This window comes from Saccharothrix sp. (assembly GCF_031180885.1).
Classification (GTDB): domain Bacteria; phylum Actinomycetota; class Actinomycetes; order Mycobacteriales; family Pseudonocardiaceae; genus Actinosynnema.
Genome location: NZ_JAPSLK010000005.1, coordinates 29,870 through 49,027, shown reverse-complemented (window position 1 = coordinate 49,027; position 19,158 = coordinate 29,870). Strand labels below are relative to the sequence as shown.

The following is a 19,158-nucleotide window of genomic DNA, read 5'->3' as shown; positions in this document are numbered from 1 at the left end:
GTCCTCGTCAGTGATCACCGGAAACCCTATGGGGGATGCAGTGAACAGCCAGGTCAAGGTCGCGATCGTGTACTACTCCGCCACCGGCAGCGTCGCGACGATCGCGCAGGAGATGGCCGAGGCCGCCGAGAAGCTGGGCGCGGAGGTGCGGCTGCGCAAGGTCGCCGAACTCGCCCCGCGCGCGGTCGTCGAGGCCAAACCGGAGTGGAAGGCCAACGCCGAGGCGACCGCGGAGATCCCCGAGGCCGCCGCGGACGACCTCGTGTGGGCCGACGCGGTGATCATGGGCTCGCCGACCCGGTTCGGCAACATCGCCTCGCAGCTCAAGCAGTTCCTCGACACCCTGGGCGGCGTGTGGCAGCAGGGCCTGCTGGCGGACAAGGTCTACAGCGGGTTCACCTCGACCGGCACCCTGCACGGCGGCCAGGAGTCGACGCTGCTCGCGCTGACCCACACGTTCCACCACTTCGGCGGCATCGTCGTGGCGCCCGGGTACACCCACCCGCACAAGTTCGTCGACGGCAACCCCTACGGCACCGCGCACCACGACGGCGGCGGCACGCTGGCGGTCGACGAGACCACCCGAGAGGCGGCCCGCGTGCAGGCGGAGCGGGTCGTGCGCTTCGCGCGGGCGATCAGCGCCGCCGCGGCGTGAGCCCGTCGAGGGCGAGGGCGAGCAACCGCTCGACCGCGATCCCCGACCGATCGCCCGCCCAGGCGAGCCCGGCGGCCAGCGCCAGCACCTCCTCGGGGGTCACGCCGGCCGCCACCAGTCCTTCCTCCTGCGCCCGGGCGAGGAGTTCCGCGCCCGCGGCGCGCATGGCGACGCACGACCCGTGCAACTCGGAAGTCTCGTCGCGCAAGGCGGCCAGCACCGACTCGGGCAGGCCGCGGTAGGTCGCGGAGCCGGTGGCGACGTCGGTGAGCCACCGGGCCAGCGCCTCCGCCGGCGGCTGGTCCGCCAGTTCTTCGGCCCGTGCGCGCAGCCGGTCGAACCGCTGCCGCAGCAGGGCCTCCACCAGTGCCTCGCGGGTGGGGAAGTGCCGGTAGAGGGTGCCGATCCCGACACCCGCCCGGCGCGCGATGTCGCGCAGCGAGGTGTCCACCCCGTGCTCGGCGAACGCTTCCGCGGCCACGGAGACGATCAGGTCGTGGTTGCGGCGCGCGTCGGCGCGTTCGGCCACTGGGAACCACCTTCCGTTGACAAGCGGAGCAGTGCTCCGTATGTTCCGGAGCAGTGCTCCGGATAGTAGCGGACTGGGGGTTCTGCCATGGGGAAGACGGTGTTGGTCACCGGTGCCACCGGACAGCAGGGAGGTGCCGCCGCCCGCCGACTGCTGGCCGACGGCTGGCACGTGCGCGCCCTGGTGCGGTCGCCGGGCAGTCGGCAGTCGGCCGCCCTGCGCGAAGCCGGCGCCGAGGTCGTGCCCGGTGACATGCGCGACCGCGCGGCCCTCGACCGGGCCATGGTCGGCGTGCACGGCGTGTTCAGCGTGCAACCCGCGGCGGCGCCACCCCACTTCGACGCGGATGAAGTCGCCATGGGCAAAGCCGTCGCCGACGCCGCTCACGCCGCCGGTGTCCGGCACTTCGTGTACACGTCGGTGGGCGGGGTGGAGCGGGGCAGCGGGATCTCGCACTGGAACACGAAGTGGGAGGTCGAGGAACACGTCCGGGCCTCGGGCCTGCCCGCGACGTTCCTGCGCCCGGTCATGTTCATGGAGAACCACGTGTCGCCGATGACGGGCGTGCTGGGCGTGGTGCCGCTGATCCGCATGATGCCCGGGTGGCGGCGGGTCCAGGTGGTGGCCGTCCGGGACGTCGGGGCGTTCGCGGGTCTGGCGTTCGCCGACCCGGACCGGTACGTGGGGCGGGAGATCGAGTTGGCGGGCGACGAGGTGACCAGGGAGGGGCTCGCGGAGGCGTTCGGCGAGGTCCTAGGCAAGGACATCGACACCTCACCGCTGCCACCGGAGGTCTTGGCCCGACTGGGCGTCAGCCTGGACGACCTGACCCGCGCCGACCGCTTCGCCGGGTGGCAGGCCGACATCCCCGCACTCCGCGCGGAACACCCGGACCTGCTCGACTTCCCGACCTGGCTGGCCCAAGAAGGCGCGACCGCCGCCCGCGCATCCTTCGCCTGAGCCGTCGAGGCACTTTGTCGTACCCCCGTGGGACAATGGAGACGGGGGCCGGAGGCCGCCCGCCCTCACCCGCCGGCGCACGCGAGGGCCGAAGGCCGCGGGCGCACACGCGGGCCGCAGTGCCGCCGGTCTCGCCCGTCGGCGCAGACGAGCGCCGGAGACCGCCGCCCTCAACCGCCGGGCCTCACCCGTCGCGCTCTCCGCCCGCCCGCAACCGCCCGCCCGCAACCGCCGGGCCGCAACCGCCGGGCCGCAACCGCCGGGCCTCAACCGCCAGCCAGCGCCCGGCGGTCCACCTTCCCGTTCGGCGTCCGAGGCAGCGCGCGCACCAGGCGCACCGCGTCCACGATCATGTGCCGGGGCAGGCGGCTCGCGCAGTGCCGCTTTGCCTCCAGTAGCCCAAAAGGGCCGACCGCGACCACGTGAGCGACCAGCCGAGCGTCCAACCCGGTCCCCCACACGGTGACCGCCACCTCGCTCACCGCCGGATGCGACTGCAACGCCGCCTCGACGTCCCCCACCTCCACCCGGTTCCCGCGCACCTTCACCATCCCGTCGCGCCGCCCCAGGTAGACGTAATCACCCTCCGCCGACAACACCACCCGATCCCCGGTGGCATACGGCCCGGTGTGCGGCGCACCCCCGTGGTACCCGAGCATCACGGTCGGCCCGGACACCATCAACTCGCCCTCCTCACCCACCCCCGCCACCGAACCGTCGTCCCGCACCGCCCACACCGTGTCCCCCGAGCACGCCCGACCAATCGGAGCAGGACGCGTCCACGACTCCGGTACCTCCCCCACCTCGTAGTACGTGCACACGTTGGTCTCCGTAGGCCCGTACAAGTTGAGCAACCGCGCATCCGGCAAGTGAGCCCGCAACGCCCGCAAGTGATCGACCGGATACGGCTCCCCGGCGAACAAAACCGCACGCAACCAAGGCAACTCCGTCTCCAGCAAACCGTTGCGCGCCATCAACATCAACACGGACGGCACCGAGTACCACACCGTGATCCGTTCCGACACCAACATCTCGACCAACCGCCCAGGCGCATAAGCCGCCTCCTGAGGCACCAACACCACCGACGCGCCCACCAAAAAAGCCACATACACGTCCAGCACCGAAAGATCGAAGTGGAACGGCGCATGGTTGGCGAACCGGTCCGCAGGCCGAGCCTCCAACGCACCCGCCGCCCACTCCACGAACGCCAACGCATTGCGGTGCGAGATCCGAACACCCTTGGGCACACCGGTCGACCCGGACGTGTACAGGATGTAAGCCAGGTCATCCGGCGAAACCGACACCGCAGGCAACGGCTCCACCGAACCCCCACCCAACTCCACGCACACCGCCCCCGGCACGGCGGAAACGTTCTCCGGAGTCGTCACCACCACCGCCGGCGCACAATCACCGATCACCTGCCGAGCGCGCTGCACCGGACTCAACGGATCGACAGGCACATAAGCCGCCCCCAACCGCAATACAGCCTGCATGGCCACAACCGCAGTCAACGACTTGGGCAACCACAACGCGACCCGATCACCCACTCCAACATCCAAAGAGGACAGGAACCGCCCGACTCTGTCCGCCTCACGGTCCAATTCCGCATAAGTCAAAACACCCTCAGCAGACCGCGCCGCCACCGCGGACCCGTCACGACGAGCGCTCGACCGCACCAGATCGGGCAGGATCACAACCCCAACTCCTTGGCCATCTGTTCGAGCTGCATCTCCGACGTCCCGGAGAACGTGGTGGCCGCCACCGCGTCCAGCAGGTCCGCCGACACCCCCGCGTCACGCACCCCCGCCCCACCCAGCACCCGCATCGTGAACAGCGCCGTGTCCACCGCCACCTCGCTCACCGCGAGCTTCGCCGCCGCCACGTCCCACGCCGCCCGCTCACCCCGGTCCAACCGCCAACACGCCCGCCACAGCACCAACCGGGCCGCCTCCCACCGCGACCGCAGCCCCGCCACCGCGTGCGACACCGCCTGGTTCGCACCGATCGGCCGCCCGAACTGCCGCCGCGTCCGGGCGTGCTCGACACACCGGTCCAGCAATCGCCCCGCCTGACCCAGATACGCGGCGAACAAGCACGTGCGCTCCCACCGCATCGACGACTGGAAGATCGCCGCCCCCTGCCCCGGCACCCCGAGCACGTGGTCCACCGGCACCCGGCAGCCCACCAGCCGCACCTCCCCGGCCGGACAGGAGGCCAGCACACCCTTGGCAAACGGCTCGACGACCAGTCCCGGCGTCCCCCGCTCGACCACGAACGCGCTCACGCCCAAGTGCCCGAACTCCGGCTCCGTCGACGCGTACACCACGAAAACATCGGCCACCGGACCGTTGCTGACGAACGACTTCACCCCGTCCAGCACGTAGTGGTCCCCGTCGAGCCGCCCGGTGGTCCGCAGTGCCGTCACGTCCGACCCCGCCACGTCCTCGGTGATGGCATTCGCCCCAACCCACTCGCCCGACGCGAGCAACGGCAGCACCCGTTCGCGCACCCGCGCGGAGCCGTGCTCCGCGATCGGCATCGCGCACGCGAACAAGTGCGCCAAAGCCGAGAACACCAACCCCATATCGGTGCACCCCGCCCCGAACGCCTCCGCGACCCGGGCCGTGTCCAGGAACCCCCGTCCCGACCCGCCGTGCTCCACCGGCACGCTCAACCCGAGCAAACCCAAGCGCCCGCACGACTCCCAGCCGTCCGCCGGGCTCCACGGGTGCGCCAGGACCCGCTCCACGTCCTCGTCGGGCTGCCATCCGAAGTCCACGCGACGGGAGCATAACCAGCCGCACTCCCGTTGTCCTCAACAGGAATACCGGCCGGCACCCTGTCCGTTCGGACGGGCCGCGCCCCGCATTCCGAGGGAAGACAACGGTTTTCCACGCTCCGTAGCATCGGGCGGCCGGTGATGCGCCACGCGGAACGGAGAACGTGGATGGAGCGCGAAGAGGTCCTCGAAGAGTTGACGGGGTTCATCCGGGACAAGGTGCTCGACCCCTCGGCCGGGGTGGAGATCGGCCCGGACACGCCGCTGCTGGAGTGGGGCATCCTCAACAGCCTGTCCACGACCAGCCTGGTGGTGTTCATCCAGGAGCGCTTCGGCGTGGAGGTGCCCGCCGAGCGCATGGTGGGACGAAACTTCCGCGACCTCAACGGCATCACCGCTCTCGTGCTGGACCTCGACCGCGCCGAGCTGGGGGAGACCCGTGGCAGACGTTGACTTCGACATCGGCATCGTCGGCGGCGGACCCGCCGGCTCGACGATCGCCTCCTACCTGGCCCGCGCGGGCCTCAAGTGCGTGGTGCTGGAGGGGGAGCTGTTCCCCCGGCCGCACGTGGGCGAGTCGCTGATCCCGGCCACCACGCCGGTGCTGGCCGACATCGGCGCACTGGACAAAGTGGACAAAGGCGGGTTCCCGCGCAAGTACGGGGCGGCCTGGACATCCGCCACCCGCAGCGACATCTCGCCGCTGGGCTTCCAGCTCTCGCACGGCTTCAAGGCCGCCGAGGTGGAGTTCCGCGAGCGCGACCAGAAGGGCGTCCAGCAGGACTACACCTACCACGTCGACCGCGGCCAGTACGACCTGCTGCTGTTGCAGCACGCCGAGTCGCAGGGCGCCAAGGTGTACGAGGGCGTGCGCGTGCAGCGGGTCGAGCTGGAAGAGGACGTCAAGCGGATCGTGTTCACCCTCGGCCGGCGCGAGGTCGGCGTGCGGGTGCGGATGGTGGTCGACGCCAGCGGGCGCGGCACCCTGCTCGGCCGCCAGCTCAAGCTCAAGGTGCCCGACCCGGTGTTCAACCAGTACGCCATCCACACCTGGTACGACGGCCTGGACCGGACGGCCCTGGCGGTGGACGGCAAGCAGGCGGACTTCATCTTCATCCACTTCCTGCCGATAACCGACACATGGGTCTGGCAGATCCCGATCACCGACACGATCACCAGCGTCGGCGTGGTCACCCAGAAGAAGCACTTCACCGCCGCCAAGCAGCAGTGGGGCGAGTTCTTCGACCAGTCCATGCGGACCCGGCCCGAGCTGGCCGAGGCGTTGCGCAAGAGCGAGCGGGTGCGGCCGTTCAAGCCCGAAGGCGACTACAGCTACGCCATGCGGCAGATCTGCGGCGACGGCTGGCTGATGGTCGGCGACGCGGCCCGGTTCGTGGACCCGATCTTCTCCAGCGGGGTCAGCGTGGCCATGAACAGCGCGCGCCTGGCGTCCTACGACATTGTCGCAGCCGCCGAGAAGGGCGACTTCTCCAAGGCCTCCTTCCAGACCTTCGAGAGCAAGCTGCGCCGGGCGGTGGGCAACTGGTACGAGTTCATCTCCATCTACTACCGGCTCAACATCCTGTTCACCGCGTTCGTCGCCGACCCGCGCTACCGCATCGACGTGCTGCGGATGCTCCAGGGCGACGTCTACGAGGGCGGCGAGCCGGTCGCGCTGACCCGGATGCGGGAGATCACCCGCGAGGTCGAGGAGAACCCCGACCACCTGTGGCACCCGCACCTGGGCACCCTGCGCGCGCCCAGCCAGGCACCGATGTTCTGACGAAGGGGACGCCGTGAAGAAGTTCGTCCTGTCCGAGAAGGACACCCCGACCCGGTGGTACAACATCGTGCCCGACCTGCCCCGGCCGCTCATGCCGCCGCTGCACCCGGTCACGCACGAGCCGGTCACGCCCGCCGACCTGGAACCCCTGCTGCCCCGGGCGGTCATCGAGCAGGAGATGAGCGCCGAGCGGTGGATCGACATCCCCGAGCAGGTGCAGGAGCTGTACCGGATCTGGCGGCCGTCCCCGCTGTACCGGGCCGACCGGCTGGAGAAGGCGCTGGACACGCCCGCCCGGATCTACTTCAAGTACGAGGCCGTGTCGCCGGCCGGGTCGCACAAGCCGAACACCGCCGTGCCGCAGGTGTACTACAACTCCGTCGAGGGCGTGAAGCGGGTGACGACGGAGACCGGGGCCGGGCAGTGGGGTTCCGCGCTGTCGTTCGCGGGCAGCCTGTTCGGCATCGACGTGACCGTGTACATGGTCAAGGCGTCCTTCCAGCAGAAACCGCACCGCCACTCGCTGATGGAGACGTGGGGCGCGGAGGTGTTCCCGTCGCCGAGCACCCGCACCCAGGCGGGCCGCAAGATCCTGGCCGACGAGCCGGACTCGCCGGGCAGCCTCGGCATCGCCATCAGCGAGGCGGTGGAGGACGCGCTGGCCCACGACGACACCAAGTTCGCGCTCGGGTCGGCGATGAACCACGTGGTCCTGCACCAGACGATCATCGGTCTGGAGGCCCAGAAGCAGTTCGAGCTGGCCGACGACTACCCGGACGTCGTCATCGGCTGCGTCGGCGGCGGCTCGAACTACTCCGGGCTCGCGTTCCCGTTCATGGCCGACAAGCTGGCCGGTCGCCGCGACACCCGGTTCATCGCGGCGGAACCGGCCGCGTGCCCGACCCTGACCCGGGGCAAGCTGACCTACGACTACCCGGACGTGGCGGGTCTCGGGCCGTTGCTGCACATGCGGACCGTGGGCCACGGGTTCATCCCCGCGCCGATCCACGCGGGCGGCCTGCGCTTCCACGGCGACGCGCCGACGTTGTGCCTGCTGCACGACGACGGCTATGTGGAGGCGCGTGCGTACAACCAGAACGAGGTGTTCACCGAGGCCGTGCGGTTCGCCCGCGCCGAGGGGTTCGTGATGGCGCCGGAGTCCTCGCACGCCCTGCGCGGCGCGGTCGCGGAAGCGTTGGCCGCCAAGGAGACCGGGGAGGCGCGCACGATCCTGTTCGGGTTCTCCGGGCACGGCCACTTCGACATGGGCGCCTACGACGCGTTCCTGGCCGGGAAGCTGGAGGACTACACCCTGCCGCAGGAGGAGATCGACGCGGCGCTGGCGGACCTGCCGGTCGTGCGGGCGACATGACCTGGGTCGACGTGCACCACCACGCCTATCACGGCGCGCTGGCCGATGCGCTGGCGCGCCGGGGCGTGACCCACATGGCGCCGGGCGTGGCGGTACCGCGCTGGCGGGTCGAAGATTCGTTGGCGGTCATGGACGACTGCGCCCTGGACGCGGCGATCCTGTCCGTGCTCATGCCGGACCAGGCGCTGCGGCTGCCCGACGGCCCCGAGCTGGTGCGTGCCACCAACGAGTGGACCGCCGAACTGGTCCGGGCGCGCCCCGACCGGTTCGGTCTGCTCGCCACGCTCCCGCTGCCCGACCTCGACGCGTCCCTCGTCGAGGTCGGCCACGCCTTCGACGTTCTGGGCGCGGACGGGGTCGTGCTGCCCGCGAGCCTCGCGGACGGCGCGCTGCTGGGCGACCCGCCGCAGGAGGAACTGTTCGCCGAGCTGGACCGGCGGGCGGCGGTGGTGCTGGTGCACCCGAACCCCGGCTACCGGTGCTCGTGCACGGGTGCGCCGGACTTCCCTGCCGTCGTCCCGCCGCCCCTGGTGGACTTCGTCATGGACACCACGCGCGCGGTGGCGAACCTGCTGTTCCGGGGCGTGTTCCGGCGCTACCCGGGGATCCGGTTCGTGCTTGCGCACGGAGGCGGCACGATCCCGTTCCTCGCCGGCCGCCTCGAACTGGCCGAGACGTGGGTGCTGCCGGACCGCGACGGTTCGGTGCGCGACGAGCTGGCGGGGCTGTACTACGAGACAGCGCAAGCGTTCTCCGCCGCCGCACTGTCCTGTGTGGACGGTGTCGCCCCACCCGGGCACGTCCTGTTCGGCACGGACTTCCCGTTCATGACCGCACCGGTCGTCGCCGCGACCCGCCGGGCCGTGGCGGCCCACCGCGCGGACGTCGGCGGCGCGGCCCTGGCCCTGTTCCCCCGGCTGCGGGCCGCCGCGAGGAGGTAGCGTGCGCTATTTCGAGGATTTCCGGGTCGGCGAAGTGCACGAATTGGGCCGCCGCGCGCTGTCCGAGGCGGAGATCCGCGCATTCGCCCGGGTGTACGACCCGCAACCGCGGCACATCGGCGGATCGGGTGAACCGCCGATCGCCAGCGGGTGGCAGGTCGCGGCGGCGTTCATGCGCCTCTACGTGGATTCGGTAGTCCGCAGTGCGGCGGCCGACGTGTCGCCTGGAATAGCGGAACTGCACTGGCTGCGCCCGGTCCGGCCGGGAGACGTGCTGGTCGGGCGGGCCACCGTGCTGGGCACGGCCCCGTCGCTGACCCGGCCGGACTGCGGCGTGGTGCGCCAGCGCGGCGAACTCCTGGACGAATCCGGGCGACCCGTCATGACTTTCGTGTTCTACGGATTGATGCGAAAGCGGAATTCCGCCCCGGCCGCGGTCACCGTGCCCGAATCCGATACGCTGCGCGGCCATGAGTAGTCCCGTGGAAATCCTGAAGGACGCCGGCGTTCCCTTTTCCACGTTCACGCACGCGCCGATCCGCACCTACGAGGACATCGAGCGCGAACTGGACCTGCCCGCCGACCGGCTGCTCAAGACCCTGGCGTTCCGCGCCGAGGACGGCCGGTTCGTGCTGGTGTCGCTGCCGATGCTGCTGCCCGTGGGCTACGGCAAGGTGGCCAAGGCGGCGGGCGTGTCCCGGTCGAAGCTGCGCCGCGCCGGTGACGACGACCTGCGCGAGCTGGGCATGGCGCCCGGCGGCATCAGCCCGGTGACCCGCGTGGAGCCGCGCACGGTCGTCTTCCACACCACCGTGCCGGACATGGGCACGGTGTACTGCGGCAGCGGCCGGGACGACGAGACCGTCCAGGTGGAGGCGGCCGATCTCGTCGCCCTCGTGCAGCCGGTGCTGGCAGAAGTCAGTTGACCGGCTCCGGCACGGGCTGCGGCTTGCGCAGGTAGAACAGCTTGAGCAGCGGCCCGGTCATCATCGTGGTCACCACGGCCATCAGCACGAGCTGCGAGTAGAGGTCCTGGCCGAGCAGGCCCAGTTCCAGGCCGATGCCCAGCATCACCAGCTCGGTCAGGCCGCGCGTGTTCATCAACGTGCCCAGCGCCACCGACTGCCGCCACCCGACGCGCGCCAGCCGCGCGCCCAGCACCGCGCCGGTGAACTTGCCGCCCACCGCCACCAGCATGATCAGCGCGAACCCCGCCCAGCCCACGGCGAGCCCGGACAGGTCCACCTGCAACCCGGCCACCACGAAGTACACCGGCAGCAGCAACACCTTGCCGACCTGCTCGACCGGAGCCGTCACGCCCGCCCGCAACTCCGGGTCGCGCGGCATGACCAGGCCGAACAGGAACGCGCCGAAGATGAAGTGCAGCCCCATCCACTCGGCCAACGCGCTCCACACCAGCAAGCCCACCAGCACGGCGGCGAACAGGTCCCGCCGGCTGCTCAGCTTGCCCAGCACCGGCCGCACCACCAGGAAGCTGACCGCCACCAGCGGGACGGCCAGCAGCAGCCGCCACTGGTCCGGCGACCCCGCGCCGAGCGTCGCGATGGCCACCGCGAGCATCGACCACGCCACCAGGTCGCCCAGGGCGGCGCTGCCCAGCGCGAGCGTGCCCAGGCGGGTGCCGCCGAGCCGGAAGTCCGCGATGATCCGCGCCAGCACCGGGAACGCGGTGACCGCCATGGCCGTGCCCAGGTAGAGCACGAACCCGGCGCGGTCGTCCGCCATGGTCAGCGCCAGCAGGACGCCCAGCGCGAACGGCACCAGCATGGACCCGGCCGCCACCGAAGCCACCGCCTTGCCCCGGCCGCGCAGCAACTCCCGGTCGAACTCCAGTCCCACCAGGAACATGAAGAACACCAGGCCGACGTTGGCCAGCGAGCCGAGCATGGGCCGGATGTCCAGCGGGAACACCGCGTCCGCGATCGCCCCGCCGAACAACGTCGGCCCGACCAGCACGCCCGCGACGATCTCGCCCACCACGGCGGGTTGCGCGAGCCGCCGCGCCAACGCCCCCATGAGCCGGGCGAGCGTGACGATCAGGGCCAGCGCGATCAGGAGCTGTACCACCTGGTGCGAGGTCATCGGGCACCGACCTCCACCCGCGCCGGGCGCAGCCCGACCACCAGGCCCACCAGCACCAGGCACACACCGAGCAGGTCCGCGAGCCCCGGCTGCCCGGTGCCCAGCGCCACCCCGGACACGATCGCGCCGATCGGCAGGAAACCCGAGAACAGCCCCGCTTTGTCCGCCCCGAGCCGCGGCAAGGAGGCGTACCAGCACAGGAACGCGAACACCGTCACCACGACCGCCAGGTACGCCAACGCCAGTCCTTCCGCCACGGTCGGCACCCGAACCATGTCCGTCCCGTCCACCACCAACCCGACGACCACCAACTGCGGCACCGCCAACGCGGCCGAGTACGCCGACACCCGGATCGCGCCCAGCCGCCCCAGAACGGGCAGTGCCAGCAGGGAGAACCCGGCCTCGCACGCCAGCGCGCCGAACGCCAGCAACAGCCCCAGCGGCGACCCGCCGCCGAACCCGGACGTCACCGCCACCCCGGCCACCACGACCACCGCCGCGACCAACACCCGCGGGGCGGGTTTGCGCCGTTCCATCGCCGGACCCACCAGCGCCAGCACGATCGGCACCGCGGCGACGACCGTGCCCACGGTGGCCGGGTCGGCGAACCGCGTGCTCTCCACGATGAGCACGTTGAACGCCGTCAACCCGGTGAGCGCCAACAGGAACAGGAACACCACCTCGCGCCGGGTCAGCCGCACCGGCCCCTTGCCGAACGCCTGCGCCACCACCAGCAGCAGCGCCGCGCCCACGAGGTAGCGCACCGCCTGGCCGCCGTAGACGGGGTAGTCGTGCAGCGCCGGGGACACCCCGGTCAGCGTGCCGACGCAGAACATCGCGGTCGCGGCCCCCAGTGCGCCGCGTCGACCACCGCCGGGCCGGCCGTCACCGGGTCGCACCGCTAGGGCTTCCGCGCCTGCGTCGGCAGCTCGCCGACGCTGATCAGGCCGGTCTCGTAGGCGTAGGCGACCGCGCTGGCCCGGTTGGGCAGCCGCAGCTTGCGCAGCAGGTTCTGCACGTGGAACTTGACCGTGCTCTCGGTCAGCGACAGCTTGCGCGCCATCTCGGAGTTGGTCTGGCCGCTGACCAGCAGCCGCAGCACGTCGGTCTCCCGGCGGGTGATCTGCTCGGGGCCGCCCACGCGTCCCTCGACCGGGTCGGCCGGCTGCGGGCGGGCGAAGAACGCGTAGCCGGCGGCGAGCATCCGCACGGCGCTGAGGAACTCGTCGGGTCCGGCGGCGGGTGGCAGCACGCCCACCCGCGGCGCGGCGGGCAACACGGCCTGGTCGTCCACCACGAGGACCGCGGTCCGGTCGGACGCCCGGCTGTCCAGGAACCTTCGGGCCGCTACGGGCGGGCGCGGCACGTCCGCCAGTGCGCCGATCACCACGACGTCCGGCGCTTCCGCGGCGTGCCGGACGAGAGCGTCGTAGGTGTCGACCTGGTGCACCACCTCGATGCCGGCGGCGTCGTCGAGTATTTTGCGCATGCCGATCCGGAAAAGCGCCCGGTGTTCGGCGATGACTAATCGCGTTGTCCTCGCCAGGAATGCGTTCTTCACAGCGTCAGGCCCCCAACCTGGTCTTCGCGTGGTCGAACGGACGCCCCACCGCCCGTGACCGTCCTGTGTGGACTCAGATCCCCCAAGGCCCGATCAATGTTTCCCGCCAACGTCGATCAAATCAACCGGACCGGCCAGATTGGGCCGAACGGGTGGCCGGCGAGTCCACCCGAACTCCACCCGGACGCGACCCGCTTCGGCGATGATCCGATTGGTACGAATCAGGGGGTTGTCGTGAAATACCGGCGGATCGCGGCGCTGGCCGTGCCGATGGCCGCGCAGACCGCGATGATGCTCGTCGGCCAGGTGGTCGTGGTCGCGCTGATCGGGCGGATGGGCGACGGCGCGCTGTACGTGCAGGCGCTGTACGCCCCGGCGGAGTTCCTGCTGGTGGCCGTGGTGAACGGGTTCGCGGTGGCGTTGCAGGTGGCCACCGCCCGGCGGGTCGGGGCGGGGGAGCGCGGCGCGGTCGCCGGGTACTACGGCGGGCTGCTGGCGCTGGGCGTGGCCGCTTACGCGGTGCTCGCCGGGGTGTTGATCGCGTCGGCGGGGACGTTGGGTGTACTTGTGGACGTTGCGCCCTCCGAGGCGGAACGGTTCCGTTCGTTTCTGGTAGCGATGGTGCTGGTGGGATCGTTGCGGCTGGGCGGGGAACTGTGTTCGGCCGTGCTGCGCGGGGTCGGGCGCGGGACGGCGGCGGCGATGCTGACGCTGACCTACGTGGTGCTGATGACCGTCGGGGTGGCGGTGTTCGCGTCGGACCTGGCGGCCGTGCCGGTGGTGGCGGGTGTCGCGGGCGCGGTCGAGTTGGGCGTCGGGCTGCTGCTGGTCACCCGGGCCGGGCTGGTGACGTGGCACGGGGTTCGTCTTTGGCCCTCGGACGTGGGGCGGCTGGTGGTGGGTGTGGGACTGCCGGTGGCGGCCACGTACGTGCTGCTGTTCGTGGTGAACCTGCTGCTGGTGCGGATCGTGGCGATCGACGGTCCGGCGGCGGTCGCCGGGTTCAACGCCGGGTACACGATGCAGACCGCCGTGCTGGTGCCCGCGATCGGGTTCGGGTCGGCGATCGCGGTGCTGGTCAACCAGGGGGTCGGGGCCGGTGACCGGGAGGCGGCGGCGATGGCGTTCCGGCGCGGGCTGGCGCTCGCGACGGCCGGGTACGCGGTGGTGACGGTGGTGTTCGTGCTGGCCGGCGTGCCGCTGGCGAACCTGATGGCGGCCGACGCGGCAGTGGTGGCGGAGGTCCGGGACTTCCTGACCGTCATGGGGCCGACGTTCGGGTGCAACGGCCTGGTGCTGGTGGCGTTGACCGTGGTGCAGCAGGTCGGGCGCGGCGGGGCGGCGGTCGGGTTGAACCTGGCGTACTTCGTGCTGGTGATCGTGATCGGGTGGATCGCGGTGGCCGAGAGCGGCGATGCCCGGGGGCTGGTGGTGACGATGGCGGTTATGGGTTATGCGAGCGCGGTCGTGGGGTTGCCGGCGTCGGTGTGGTTGGTGCGCAAGGTGATCCGGCCGCAGCCGGTCACCGTGTGAAGGTCTCGCGGAGAGCCTGGTCGATCGCGCCGGGCGTGCCGTCGCCGACGAACAACCCCCCGCGGCAGCAGGTCCGACAGGTGCGCCGGGTCCAGTCCGGACTCCTTGCCTTGGAGGGAATGCGTGATGCCCGTGAGGCGCATTGCGGCATTGAGGACCCGGCCGCTGGCAGGGACCGGACGCGGCGCGGGTGTCCGGTGGCGTCGGCGATGCGCCCGAACATCTCGCGCCAGGTCAGGTTCTCGTCGGCGACCGGGATGTCCGCACCGGACCGCTCTTCCAGCGCTCGTACGACCACTTCGGCGACGCTCCGGGCGGTCGTGGCGGCACTGCCGCCGGGCGGCGCGACCAGCGGCGACCGCGACCGGGCCCACTTCTCCAGCGGCTCGGCCCAGTTCGGCAGCCGGTCGCCCGCCCGTCCGCACACGAACGGCAGTTCCAGCACGGCGACCGGCAGGTCCGGTCCGGTCACGCTTTTCGATCGGCGGAAGACGCGGCGTGACGAGTCGGCTTCCCGGCGGCCTCGCCCGCGACGCCGGAGGCGGCGCAATCCAACGCTGTGCTTGGCTATGGCTCGTGGATGGGCGTTTCCCTCAGACCGGCTTGCGGCACTTCGTGACGCAGGTCGAGCAGGCGTGCGCGGAGCACGGGGCGAAGGTGCGGTGGCACTCGGACCACTGGGTGGCCGAGGTGGTGGCCGACGACCGGCGGTTCCTGGTGATCGGCCAGGTGTTCCCGCTGAACACGGCCTCGTCGGCGCAGGTCGCGACGGACAAGGTGGCCACCGCCGGGCTGCTGGCCGACCACGGGGTGCCCGCCGTGCCGCACCACCTGCTGCGCTTCGCCACCGACCGCGACCCGGTCGGCCTGACCGAGCGCCTGGTCGGGCTGCCGGCCGTGCTCAAGCCGCACCGGGAGAGCAGCGGCGTGGACGTGCTGCGGGCGCGGGACGCGGAGGAGGCGCGTGCCGCGCTGGAGCTGCTGGCCGGGCGCTACCGGGCGATCGCGGTGTCGCCGTTCCTTTCGATCGAGGACGAGTTCCGGCTGGTGGTGCTGGACGGCGAGGTGCTGCTGGTCTACCGCAAGGTGATCGCGCCGGGGGAGTGGCGGCACAACCTGAAGTTCGGCGCGCGCCCGGAGCTGGACGTCTCCCCGGACCGGGCGGAGGTGCTCACCGCGCTGGCCTTGGAGGCGATGCGGGCGCTGGAACTGCGGTTCGCCAGTGTGGACATCGCCTGGGTGGACGGCCGCCCGCTGGTGCTGGAGATCAACAGCGGGGTGTCGCTGGAGCACTTCAGCCAGGCCGGGCCGCACCACCGGGAACTTGCCGCCGAGGTCTACCGGGCCGCGATCCGCGCCTGCTTGGACCTCACGGCCTGATGAGGCCGCGTTCGCGGGCCGCGGCCACCGCCGCCGTCCGGTTGTCCACGCCCAGCTTGGCGTAGATGTGCACGAGGTGGGACTTCACGGTGGCCTGGGTGAGGAACAGCCGCTTGCTGATCTGCTGGTTGGACAGTCCCGCCGCGACCAGGTCCAGCACCTCGGTCTCCCGCCGGCTCAACGCGGACCCCGGCGACCGCAGCCGGCCGAGCAGCCGTTGCGCCACGGCGGGGGCCAGGGCCGACCGACCGGCCGCCGCGTCCCGGACGGCCGTCGCCAGGTCCGCCGGGTCGGCGTCCTTGAGCAGGTACCCGGTCGCCCCGGCCTCGATCGCGGCGAGGATGTCCGCGTCGCTGTCGTACGTGGTCAGCACGAGCACCCTGGGCGCGTCCGCCCGGGACGTGATCGCGCGGGTGGCCTCCGCGCCCGCCATGCCCTGCCCGAAGCGCAGGTCCATCAGGACGACGTCGGGCGCGAGTGCCGGCGCCAGTTCCACCGCCCGCTCGCCGCCGGCGGCCTCGCCGACGACCTCGAAGTCCGGTTCGGCCGCCGGCACCGCCCGCAGCCCGGACCGGACGATCGGGTGGTCGTCGGCGATGAGCAGCCGGATCACGGGTCGGCCCGGGGGGAAGCTGACCGCCAGCGCGGTGCCCTGACCGGGCGCGGACTCCACGACCAGCGACCCGCCCAGCTCCGCGACCCGCGCCCGCATCGCGACCAGCCCGAACCCGCCGCTCGCGGGCACCGCGCCGGGGTCGGAGCCCACGCCGTCGTCCACCACGTCCAACGTCACCCGGTCCTCCATGTAGCTCAGTGTGAGGTCGGCGTGCCCGGCGCGCGCGTGGCGGACCGCGTTCGCCACCGCCGACTGGGCGACCCGCAGCAACGCCACCTCGTGCGCGGTCGGCAGCGGCACGGGGGAGCCGTCGACGTGCAGGGTCGTGGGCAGCTCCCGGGTGCCCTCGCACAGCCGCCGCAGTGCCGCCGGCAGCGACTTCCCGGCCAGGTCCGGCGGGGGTGAGGGCGTGCACGAACCGGCGCGCCTCGGCGAGGTTGTCCTGGGCGGTCGCGCGGGCCTGCTCGACGTGGCCCGCCGCCGTCTCCGGGTCGTCGGGCAGGCTGCGGGCCGCCGCGCGCAGCAGCAACTGGATGCTGGACAGGCCCTGCGCGAGCGTGTCGTGGATCTCGCGGGCCAGCCGCTCCCGCTCGCCGAGCACGCCGCGCTCCCGTTCCGCCGCCGCCAGCGAAGCCCGGGTCGCCTCCAACTGGTCGATGAGCCGCCGGCGCTGCTCGCTCTCCCGGTACAGCGCCTGGCGAGCGCGTACACCGCGGCGAACCCGCCGGCGGCCAGGGCGCCGCCGCGGAACACCACCACGGCCAGCAGCACGGCCAGCAGCACGGCCACCAGCACGTGCACCGGCCAGGCGCGGGCGAAGCGGTGGGTCGTCACGGGCGTTCGACACTACGTCCCCGCCGCACCCGCCATCAACCGACCGGGCATCAACCGAAAGGTTGACTTCCGGCTCCGCACTTCGGTGCGCGCCAAGCGTTCCCGGGCGCGATGTCCACAGCGGACGCCGACGCGACGCTGGGTGGTGTCGTGCCGGTGAGAGGTGCTGGACGCTCGCTGCGTTCCCCGGCCGGAAACGCGCTGAGCGTCCAACACTGGAGATCGTGGATCTCGGCGTGGGTCCAGAGAGAGGTCCGCTGTGTTCGTGGGGTGGAGAGACCTTCGGTTCGCCCGAGGGCGGTTCGCGTTGATGGGCGCCGTCGTGGTGCTGATGACCATGCTGGTGACGTTGCTGTCCGGGTTGACGGCGGGGTTGGCGCGGGAGAGCACGTCCGCCGTCGCCGACCTGCCCGCCGACCACGTCGTGTTCGGCGGGGACACCTTCGCCGAGTCGTCGATCACGCCCGCCGCCCGGGAGGCGTGGGCGCGGGTGCCGGGCGTGGAGTCGGTGCAGGCGTTGGGGATCTCGACGGCCAAGGCGGTAGCGGGGACCCGGACGGCGGTGGTGTCGGTGTTCGCCGTCGAACCGGGCGGCCCGGTGCCGTCCGCGCCAGCGGGCCGGGCCGTGCTGTCGGTCGGTGCGGCCGAGGAACTGGGTGTGGCCGCCGGGCAGTCGGTGGTGCTGAACGGCCGGAGCACCGAGGTGGACACCGCGTCCGGCGACGCCTCCTACAGCCACCTGCCGGTGGTGTGGACCGGACCCGCGCCCGACGCCACCGTGCTCGCGCTGACCGCCGACGGCACCGCCGACCTGGCCGCCGCCGACCAGCGCCTGGGCACCCGCACCGTGGCCCGCGCGGACGCCCTGTCCTCGATCGGCTCCTGCGCCTCGGAGAACGGGTCGTTGCAGCTCATGCGGGGTATGTTGTTCGCCATCCCCGCGCTGGTCATCGGGGCGTTCTTCACCGTGTGGACGATCCAGCGCAGCGCCGACATCGCGGTGTCGAAGGCGCTGGGCGCGACCACCGGTTACCTGCTGCGGGACGCCCTCGGCCAGGCGCTGGTGCTGCTGGTCGCGGGTACTGCCGTGGGCGCGGGCCTGGCCGCTCTGCTCGGGGCCTGGGCCGCTACGGCCGTGCCGTTCGTGCTGGACGTGTCGCCGGCCCTGCCCGCCGTCGTGATGACCGCGCTGGGTCTGGTGGGCGCCGCGCGTCCGCCGCATCACCTCCGTCGACCCCCTCACCGCCCTGGGGAGCACCCGATGAGCCTGTGCCTGACCGACGTCACCCTCACCTACCCCGACGGCGACGGCCGGTTGACCGCGTTGGACGCGGTGAGCCTGGCCGTGGACGCCGGCACCACCACGGCGGTCGTCGGTCCCTCCGGCTCGGGCAAGTCCAGCCTGCTCGCGGTCGCCGCCACCACCACGGCGGTCGTCGGTCCCTCCGGCTCGGGCAAGTCCAGCCTGCTCGCGGTCGCCGCCACGCTGGTCACCCCGGACTCACGCGGCTGTCGGCGGAGCGCGGCACGGCCACCGTGGTGGTCACCCACGACACCGCCCACCTCGACGGGGCGGACCGGGTGGTCGAGGTGGTGGACGGCAGGTTGCGGGTCGGTGAGTCCGGTGGCGCCATCCCGGGCGCCTTGTCAGGATGTGGCCCTCGACCCTAGGAGGATCCGGTGGCCTCACGTCTGAACCCCTACATCAGTTTCGACGGCAACGCCCGCGAGGCGATGGAGTTCTACAGGGACGTCCTCGGCGGCGAGCTGACCGTGAGCACGTTCGGCGAGTTCCAGCCGCCGGACGCGCCCGGCGGGGACAAGATCATGCACGCCATGCTGGAGACGCCGAGCGGCTTCACGCTGATGGGCGCGGACACCCCGCCCGGCCAGCCCTACAACCGGGGCGACAACATCTCGGTCAGCCTCAGCGGCGACGACTCCGACGAGCTGCGCGGCTACTGGGAGAAGCTGTCGGCGGAGTCGAACGTGGCCGTGCCGCTGGAGAAGCAGATGTGGGGCGACGAGTTCGGCATGTGCGTGGACCGCTTCGGCATCACGTGGATGGTCAACATCTCCGGCGCCTGAGGCGCTGCCCGGCGTAGAAAATCG

20 protein-coding genes and 3 pseudogenes are annotated in these 19,158 nt (G+C 71.9%); 12 read left to right on the top strand and 11 right to left on the bottom strand.

All coding sequences use genetic code 11. The features are described 5' to 3' along the window. Nucleotides 1-28 precede the first annotated feature (28 nt). The gene (gene wrbA / locus RIN75_RS09845) at nt 29-655 is read left to right on the top strand and encodes an NAD(P)H:quinone oxidoreductase (protein WP_309111515.1); all 627 of its coding nucleotides are present in this window, start codon (nt 29-31) and stop codon (nt 653-655) included. Here wrbA and RIN75_RS09840 read toward each other — a convergent pair. Beyond that, the gene (locus RIN75_RS09840) at nt 636-1,184 is read right to left on the bottom strand and encodes a helix-turn-helix domain-containing protein (RefSeq protein ID WP_309111514.1); all 549 of its coding nucleotides are present in this window, start codon (nt 1,182-1,184) and stop codon (nt 636-638) included. The genes wrbA and RIN75_RS09840 overlap by 20 nt on opposite strands. Before the next feature lie 87 nt (nt 1,185-1,271). On the opposite strand from RIN75_RS09840, the gene RIN75_RS09835 reads away from it, so the two are divergent. Then, entirely contained in the window at nt 1,272-2,144 is an 873-nt protein-coding gene (locus RIN75_RS09835; RefSeq protein WP_309111513.1) for an NmrA/HSCARG family protein, read from the top strand. 266 nt (nt 2,145-2,410) lie between these two features. On the opposite strand, the gene RIN75_RS09830 is transcribed toward RIN75_RS09835, so the two are convergent. Together RIN75_RS09830 and RIN75_RS09825 are read right to left on the bottom strand one after the other, a co-directional pair. After that, the gene (locus RIN75_RS09830) at nt 2,411-3,820 is read right to left on the bottom strand and encodes an amino acid adenylation domain-containing protein (protein WP_309111718.1); all 1,410 of its coding nucleotides are present in this window, start codon (nt 3,818-3,820) and stop codon (nt 2,411-2,413) included. A gap of 14 nt (nt 3,821-3,834) precedes the next feature. After that, nucleotides 3,835-4,923: an acyl-CoA dehydrogenase family protein gene (locus RIN75_RS09825; protein WP_309111512.1), complete on the bottom strand. Its 1,089-nt coding sequence runs from the start codon at nt 4,921-4,923 to the stop codon at nt 3,835-3,837. 168 nt (nt 4,924-5,091) lie between these two features. On the opposite strand from RIN75_RS09825, the gene RIN75_RS09820 reads away from it, so the two are divergent. The 6 genes from RIN75_RS09820 to RIN75_RS09795 are packed head-to-tail and all read left to right on the top strand — an operon-like array spanning nt 5,092 to nt 9,945. After that, nucleotides 5,092-5,376, top strand: a complete 285-nt coding sequence (locus RIN75_RS09820) for a phosphopantetheine-binding protein (protein WP_309111511.1) — start codon at nt 5,092-5,094, stop codon at nt 5,374-5,376. After that, entirely contained in the window at nt 5,363-6,706 is a 1,344-nt protein-coding gene (locus RIN75_RS09815) for an NAD(P)/FAD-dependent oxidoreductase (RefSeq protein ID WP_309111510.1), read from the top strand. Before RIN75_RS09820 ends, RIN75_RS09815 begins: the two co-directional genes overlap by 14 nt. 13 nt (nt 6,707-6,719) lie before the next feature. Continuing rightward, nucleotides 6,720-8,078 (top strand): TrpB-like pyridoxal phosphate-dependent enzyme, encoded by a 1,359-nt coding sequence (locus RIN75_RS09810; protein WP_309111509.1) that lies wholly within the window; start codon nt 6,720-6,722, stop codon nt 8,076-8,078. Next, on the top strand, nt 8,075-9,019 hold the full coding sequence (locus RIN75_RS09805; RefSeq protein WP_309111508.1) for an amidohydrolase family protein: 945 nt from the start codon (nt 8,075-8,077) through the stop codon (nt 9,017-9,019). Before RIN75_RS09810 ends, RIN75_RS09805 begins: the two co-directional genes overlap by 4 nt. A gap of 1 nt (nt 9,020) precedes the next feature. After that, nucleotides 9,021-9,497 (top strand): hypothetical protein, encoded by a 477-nt coding sequence (locus RIN75_RS09800; protein WP_309111507.1) that lies wholly within the window; start codon nt 9,021-9,023, stop codon nt 9,495-9,497. Next, nucleotides 9,490-9,945, top strand: coding sequence for a YbaK/EbsC family protein (locus tag RIN75_RS09795; RefSeq protein WP_309111506.1), 456 nt, complete (start codon nt 9,490-9,492; stop codon nt 9,943-9,945). Before RIN75_RS09800 ends, RIN75_RS09795 begins: the two co-directional genes overlap by 8 nt. Here the strand turns inward: RIN75_RS09795 and RIN75_RS09790 are convergent. From RIN75_RS09790 to RIN75_RS09780, 3 genes are read right to left on the bottom strand one after another with little or no spacing between them, the layout of a single operon-like run. Then, on the bottom strand, nt 9,938-11,122 hold the full coding sequence (locus RIN75_RS09790; RefSeq protein ID WP_309111505.1) for a cation:proton antiporter: 1,185 nt from the start codon (nt 11,120-11,122) through the stop codon (nt 9,938-9,940). The genes RIN75_RS09795 and RIN75_RS09790 overlap by 8 nt on opposite strands. After that, nucleotides 11,119-12,021, bottom strand: coding sequence for a DMT family transporter (locus RIN75_RS09785; RefSeq protein ID WP_309111504.1), 903 nt, complete (start codon nt 12,019-12,021; stop codon nt 11,119-11,121). Before RIN75_RS09785 ends, RIN75_RS09790 begins: the two co-directional genes overlap by 4 nt. Nucleotides 12,022-12,023: 2 nt before the next feature. Beyond that, a complete protein-coding gene (locus RIN75_RS09780; protein WP_309111503.1) occupies nt 12,024-12,683 on the bottom strand; it encodes a response regulator transcription factor in 660 nt (219 codons plus the stop codon). Nucleotides 12,684-12,917: 234 nt separating this feature from the next. Here RIN75_RS09780 and RIN75_RS09775 point away from each other — a divergent pair, with 234 nt between their 5' ends. Further along, the gene (locus RIN75_RS09775) at nt 12,918-14,216 is read left to right on the top strand and encodes an MATE family efflux transporter (RefSeq protein WP_309111502.1); all 1,299 of its coding nucleotides are present in this window, start codon (nt 12,918-12,920) and stop codon (nt 14,214-14,216) included. On the opposite strand, the gene RIN75_RS09770 is transcribed toward RIN75_RS09775, so the two are convergent. Then, on the bottom strand, nt 14,206-14,688 hold the full coding sequence (locus RIN75_RS09770) for a hypothetical protein (protein ID WP_309111501.1): 483 nt from the start codon (nt 14,686-14,688) through the stop codon (nt 14,206-14,208). The two genes, RIN75_RS09775 and RIN75_RS09770, sit on opposite strands and share 11 nt — an antisense overlap. Before the next feature lie 131 nt (nt 14,689-14,819). Between RIN75_RS09770 and RIN75_RS09765 the strand changes: the two genes are divergently transcribed. Next, nucleotides 14,820-15,596, top strand: a complete 777-nt coding sequence (locus tag RIN75_RS09765; RefSeq protein ID WP_309111500.1) for an ATP-grasp domain-containing protein — start codon at nt 14,820-14,822, stop codon at nt 15,594-15,596. Here the strand turns inward: RIN75_RS09765 and RIN75_RS09760 are convergent. The 3 genes and pseudogenes from RIN75_RS09760 to RIN75_RS09750 all read right to left on the bottom strand — a co-directional run. After that, nucleotides 15,586-16,209, bottom strand: coding sequence for a response regulator transcription factor (locus RIN75_RS09760; protein WP_309111717.1), 624 nt, complete (start codon nt 16,207-16,209; stop codon nt 15,586-15,588). The genes RIN75_RS09765 and RIN75_RS09760 overlap by 11 nt on opposite strands. A gap of 69 nt (nt 16,210-16,278) precedes the next feature. After that, nucleotides 16,279-16,458, bottom strand: a pseudogene (locus RIN75_RS09755) (ATP-binding protein); the annotation flags it as partial. Between the two features lie 208 nt (nt 16,459-16,666). Further along, nucleotides 16,667-16,813: pseudogene (locus RIN75_RS09750) on the bottom strand (histidine kinase); the annotation flags it as partial. A gap of 492 nt (nt 16,814-17,305) precedes the next feature. Here RIN75_RS09750 and RIN75_RS09745 point away from each other — a divergent pair. Beyond that, nucleotides 17,306-18,311 (top strand): annotated as a pseudogene (locus RIN75_RS09745) (ABC transporter permease). 28 nt (nt 18,312-18,339) lie between these two features. On the opposite strand, the gene RIN75_RS44025 reads toward RIN75_RS09745, so the two are convergent. Further along, nucleotides 18,340-18,597: a hypothetical protein gene (locus RIN75_RS44025; RefSeq protein WP_375295933.1), complete on the bottom strand. Its 258-nt coding sequence runs from the start codon at nt 18,595-18,597 to the stop codon at nt 18,340-18,342. 129 nt (nt 18,598-18,726) lie between these two features. On the opposite strand from RIN75_RS44025, the gene RIN75_RS09735 reads away from it, so the two are divergent. Then, nucleotides 18,727-19,134 carry a VOC family protein gene (locus RIN75_RS09735; RefSeq protein ID WP_309111498.1) on the top strand — a complete coding sequence of 136 codons (408 nt, stop codon included), beginning with the start codon at nt 18,727-18,729 and terminating at the stop codon, nt 19,132-19,134. Nucleotides 19,135-19,158: the final 24 nt, after the last annotated feature.

Bases quoted from the DNA above. Each gene is read 5' to 3' on its own strand.
- RIN75_RS09805 (WP_309111508.1), top strand. From the start codon at position 8,075: ATGACCTGGGTCGACGTGCACCACCACGCCTATCACGGCGCGCTGGCC.
- RIN75_RS09820 (WP_309111511.1), top strand. From the start codon at position 5,092: ATGGAGCGCGAAGAGGTCCTCGAAGAGTTGACGGGGTTCATCCGGGAC.
- RIN75_RS09790 (WP_309111505.1), bottom strand. From the start codon at position 11,122: ATGACCTCGCACCAGGTGGTACAGCTCCTGATCGCGCTGGCCCTGATC.
- RIN75_RS09795 (WP_309111506.1), top strand. From the start codon at position 9,490: ATGAGTAGTCCCGTGGAAATCCTGAAGGACGCCGGCGTTCCCTTTTCC.
- wrbA (WP_309111515.1), top strand. From the start codon at position 29: ATGGGGGATGCAGTGAACAGCCAGGTCAAGGTCGCGATCGTGTACTAC.
- RIN75_RS09835 (WP_309111513.1), top strand. From the start codon at position 1,272: ATGGGGAAGACGGTGTTGGTCACCGGTGCCACCGGACAGCAGGGAGGT.